The organism is Streptomyces sp. NPDC054863 (genome assembly GCF_053610825.1).
The window spans coordinates 1-4,430 of sequence record NZ_JBSGZD010000445.1 but is presented as its reverse complement, the minus strand read 5'-3'; the positions used below and the strand labels follow the sequence as shown (position 1 = coordinate 4,430).

At 71.4% G+C, this 4,430-nt stretch carries 3 protein-coding genes; all 3 read right to left on the bottom strand.

The genetic code is table 11. From position 1 onward, the window contains the following. Window positions 1–36: 36 nt before the first annotated feature. The 3 genes from ACWGIG_RS37270 to ACWGIG_RS37260 all read right to left on the bottom strand — a co-directional run bounded on the left by ACWGIG_RS37270 (window position 37) and on the right by ACWGIG_RS37260 (window position 4,191). Entirely contained in the window at window positions 37–1,926 is a 1,890-nt protein-coding gene (locus tag ACWGIG_RS37270; RefSeq protein WP_453326157.1) for an ABC transporter ATP-binding protein, read from the bottom strand. A gap of 160 nt (window positions 1,927–2,086) precedes the next feature. Then, window positions 2,087–3,001, bottom strand: a complete 915-nt coding sequence (locus ACWGIG_RS37265; protein WP_453326156.1) for a LysR family transcriptional regulator — start codon at window positions 2,999–3,001, stop codon at window positions 2,087–2,089. Continuing rightward, window positions 2,998–4,191, bottom strand: coding sequence for a glycine C-acetyltransferase (locus tag ACWGIG_RS37260; RefSeq protein WP_453326155.1), 1,194 nt, complete (start codon window positions 4,189–4,191; stop codon window positions 2,998–3,000). The genes ACWGIG_RS37265 and ACWGIG_RS37260 overlap by 4 nt, the downstream gene beginning before the upstream one ends. Between the last annotated feature and the right edge of the window lie 239 nt (window positions 4,192–4,430).

Genomic DNA, 4,430 nt, shown 5'->3' with positions numbered 1-4,430 from the left:
GCCCGGAGCAGTCGCTCCGGGCCGCGCCCCCTTCGGTCACCGGACGGGGTGCGCGCCCTCCGCCCCCGGCCTCTCGAACTGCGTGCGGTAGAGCTGCTCGTACCGTCCGCCTGCGGCCAGCAGTTCGGTGTGGGTGCCGCGTTCGACGATCCGCCCTTCCTCGACGACGAGGATCTGGTCGGCGGCCCGTACGGTCGACAGCCGGTGGGCGATGACCACGGCGGTACGCCCCTCCAGGGCCTCGGCGAGCGCCTCCTGGACGGCCGCCTCGGAAGTGGAGTCGAGGTGTGCGGTCGCCTCGTCGAGGATGACGACGCGCTGCTGGGCGAGCAGCAGCCTGGCGATGGTGAGGCGCTGGCGTTCGCCGCCGGAGAGCCGGTAGCCGCGCTCCCCCACCACGGTGTCGAGCCCGTCGGGCAGGGAGGCCACGAGCCCGTCGAGACGGGAGCGGCGCAGCGCGTCCCAGATGTCGTCCTCGGTCGCTTCGGGACGGGCGAGCAGCAGGTTGGCGCGTACGGACTCGTGGAAGAGGTGGCCGTCCTGGGTGACCATTCCGAGGGTGCGGCGGATGGAGTCGGCGCTCAGGTCGCGTACGTCGACGCCGCCGATGCGTACCGCGCCCTCGTCGGCGTCGTACAGCCGCGGCAGGAGCTGCGCGATGGTGGACTTGCCCGCGCCGGACGAACCGACGAGCGCGATCATGCGGCCGGGTTCGGCGCGGAAGGACACGTCGTGCAGGACGTCGGTGCCGCCGCGGTTGTCGAGGACCGCCACGTCCTCAAGAGAGGCCAGGGAGACCTTGTCGGCAGAGGGGTAGCCGAAGGTGACGCCGTCGAACTCCACGGAGACAGGACCGTCCGGGACCGTGCGGGCGTCCGGCTTCTCGGCGATCAGCGGCTTCAGGTCGAGGATCTCGAAGACCCGCTCGAAGCTGACCAGGGCGCTCATGACCTCGACCCGGGCCCCTGCGAGGGCGGTCAGCGGGGCGTAGAGGCGGGTGAGGAGCAGGGCCAGGGCGACGACGGCACCGGGTTCGAGGCTGCCGCGCAGTGCGTAGAAGCCGCCGAGTCCGTAGACCAGCGCCAGCGCCAGCGCGGAGACGAGGGTGAGGGCCGTGATGAAGGTGGACTGCACCATGGCGGTACGGACGCCGATGTCGCGGACCCGGCGGGCCCTTGCGGCGAATTCCCTGGACTCGTCCGAAGGCCTGCCGAAGAGCTTGATGAGGGTGGCGCCGGGGGCGGAGAAGCGCTCCGTCATCTGGGTGCCCATGGTGGCGTTGTGCCCGGCCGCCTCCCGCTGCAGCCGGGCCATCCGGGAGCCCATCCGCCGGGCCGGGACGACGAACACCGGCAGCAGGACGAGGGCGAGGAGGGTGATCTGCCAGGAGATGCTCAGCATCACGCCGAGCGTCAGCAGCAGGGTGACGAGGTTGGAGACGACCCCGGAGAGGGTGTTGCTGAAGGCCCGCTGGGCGCCGATGACGTCGTTGTTGAGGCGGCTGACGAGGGCGCCGGTGCGGGTGCGGGTGAAGAAGGCGACCGGCATCCGCTGCACGTGGTCGAAGACCGCCGTACGGAGGTCGAGGATCAGCCCTTCACCGAGGGTCGACGACAGCCACCGGGTCAGCAGGCCGAGGCCCGCCTCGGCGACGGCGATCAGTGCGATGAGCAGGGCGAGCCGGGTGACCGTGCCCGTGTCGTCGCCCTTGACGATCGCGTCCACGACACGGCCCGCGAGGACGGGGGTGGCGACCGCGAGAAGTGCGGTGATGACGCTGAGCAGCAGGAACTGGTAGATCTGCCTGCGGTGCGGCTTGGCGAAGGAGGCGATCCTCCGCAGGGTCGCCCTGGAGAAGGGGCGCTTGTCGTCTTGCGCGGTCATCACGCTGTGCATCGATGTCCACGCGGTGACTTCCATGTCCACGGGAGGTGCCTCCGGAATCAGCTGGTCCGACGTTCGACGTCCCGTCGGCCTGTCCGGCGCGGGGAACACACTGAACGCTAAAACCTCAACCGGACTTGCGGTCAAATAATTTCCGGAATCCGCCCCCACGGGCCTGCCGCGCACGGAGGTTGACGCCCCTTCATCCGGTGGAGAGACCACCCGCTGAGGCGACGAGGGCGTCGAGCACCGGCCGGATCAGCGGATGGTCCTCCGCACCGCGGCGCACGGCGGCGAACACCCTGCGGGTGGCGGCGGGCCCTTCCACGGGGCGTACGACGGCGTCCTTCAGCTCCATGCCGCGCAGGGCGGAACGCGGGACGAGTGCGACCCCCGCCCCCGCGCCCGCGAGCGCGACCACTGCGCGGAAGTCGTCGGAGGAGTGCTTGAGGCGCGGCTGGAAGCCCGCGAGCTCGCAGGCGAGCAGGACCATGTCATGACATGGATTGCCGGGGTAGGGCCCGATCCAGTCGCTGTCGGCGAGCCCCGACAGCGCCACTCTTCCCTCGTCGCACAGGGGGTGCCCGGCGGGCAGCACGGCGTCGAAGGGTTCCGCGTACAGCGGTACGCGGGCGAGGCGCAGGTCGTCCTCGCGGGGTGCGCCCCGGTACTCGACGGCGACCGCCACGTCCGCCTTGCCGCCCAGGACCAGCGGCAGGCTCTCGTCACCCTCGGCGTCCCACACGCGCATCATGATGCCGGGGTGCCCGGTGGCGAGGCGGCCGACGGCTGGGGCGACGACCTCGGCGATGCCGGTGGCGAAGGAGGCGACCATGACCTCGCCCGCGACGCCGCCCGCGTAGTCCGCGAGTTCCGCCTCGGCGCGCTCCAGCTGGGCGAGGACGGCGTGGGTGTGGGTCAGCAGGATCTCGCCCGCTGCGGTGAGCTCCACCCCCTTGCCCGTACGGATCAGCAGGGCGTGCCCGGTCTCCTGCTCCAGCGCGTTGAGCTGCTGGGACACGGCGGAGGGGGTCAGGTACAGCGCGGAGGCCGCGGCGGTCACCGTACGGTGGTCCGCCACGGCCCTCAGGATGCGAAGCCGTCTGGGGTCGATCACCCAGCCAGTGTCGCCCGAGCGTCGACGAACGCCGCAATCGCCTTCTCGACGTCGGCGGTGGAGTGCGCTGCGGACAGCTGGACGCGGATGCGCGCCTTGCCCATCGGGACGACCGGGTACGAGAAGCCGATGACGTACACGCCGCGCTCCAGCAGCAGCTCCGCCATGCGGCCCGCCTCGGCGGCGTCGCCGATCATGACGGGGGCGATGGCGTGGTCGCCGGGCAGGATGTCGAAGCCCGCCTCGGTCATCTTCGTACGGAACAGCTCGGTGTTGGCGGCGAGCTTGTCGCGCAGGTCACCGGCGGACTCCAGCAGGTCGATGACCTTGAGGGAGGCGGCGGCGATCACCGGGGCGAGGGAGTTGGAGAAGAGGTACGGGCGCGAGCGCTGGCGCAGCAGGGCGACGATCTCGGCGCGGGCCGCGACGTAGCCGCCCGAGGCGCCGCCGAGGGCCTTGCCGAGGGTGCCGGTGATGATGTCGACGCGGTCCATCACGCCGTGCAGTTCCGGGGTGCCCCGGCCGCCGGCGCCGACGAAGCCCACCGCGTGCGAGTCGTCGACCATGACCATGGCGTCGTAGCGGTCGGCGAGGTCGCAGATCTCGGCGAGCGGGGCGACGTAGCCGTCCATGGAGAACACGCCGTCGGTGACGATGAGGCGGCGGCGGGCGTCCTGGGTGTCCTGGAGCTGCTTCTCCAGGTCGGCGAGGTCGCGGTTGGCGTAGCGGTGGCGGCGGGCCTTGGAGAGGCGGATGCCGTCGATGATGCTGGCGTGGTTGAGGGCGTCGGAGATGACCGCGTCCTCGGGGCCGAGGAGGGTCTCGAAGACGCCGCCGTTGGCGTCGAAGCAGGAGGAGTAGAGGATCGTGTCCTCCTGGCCGAGGAAGGCCGAGAGGCGGGCCTCCAGCTCCTTGTGGATCTCCTGGGTGCCGCAGATGAAGCGGACGGACGCCATGCCGTAGCCCCAGCGGTCCAGGGCGTCCTTGGCGGCGGCGACGACCTCGGGGTGGTCGGCGAGGCCGAGGTAGTTGTTGGCGCAGAAGTTGAGGACGTCCGCGGCCTGTCCGTCGGCGGTGACGCCCACGGTGGCGCTCTGCGGGCTGCTGATGACGCGCTCGGGCTTGAAGAGCCCGGCCTCGCGGATCTCGTCGAGGGTGGCACGGAGTTCGTCGCGGACGGACGCGTACATGAGGGGCTCCCAGGGGGTCGCGGGGCGGGATGTGTCGCGGTGCGGAATGTTCAGTGTCGGGTGGAACCGGACGGCCCGGCCGGAGGACGGGGCCCGGTGGACGAGCCGAAGGGGCACGCCCTGACGAGCCCGGCGAGTGAGCCGAAGGGACGTGTGGCCCTGTGAACGGGCCAAAGAGGCACGCCCTTGCGGATCCCGGCGAGTGAGCCGAAGGGGCGCGCGGACGTCGAGAGGGAGAG

Excerpts from the sequence above, each read along its gene's own strand:
- ACWGIG_RS37260 (WP_453326155.1), bottom strand. The coding sequence starts at position 4,191 with ATGTACGCGTCCGTCCGCGACGAACTCCGTGCCACCCTCGACGAGATC.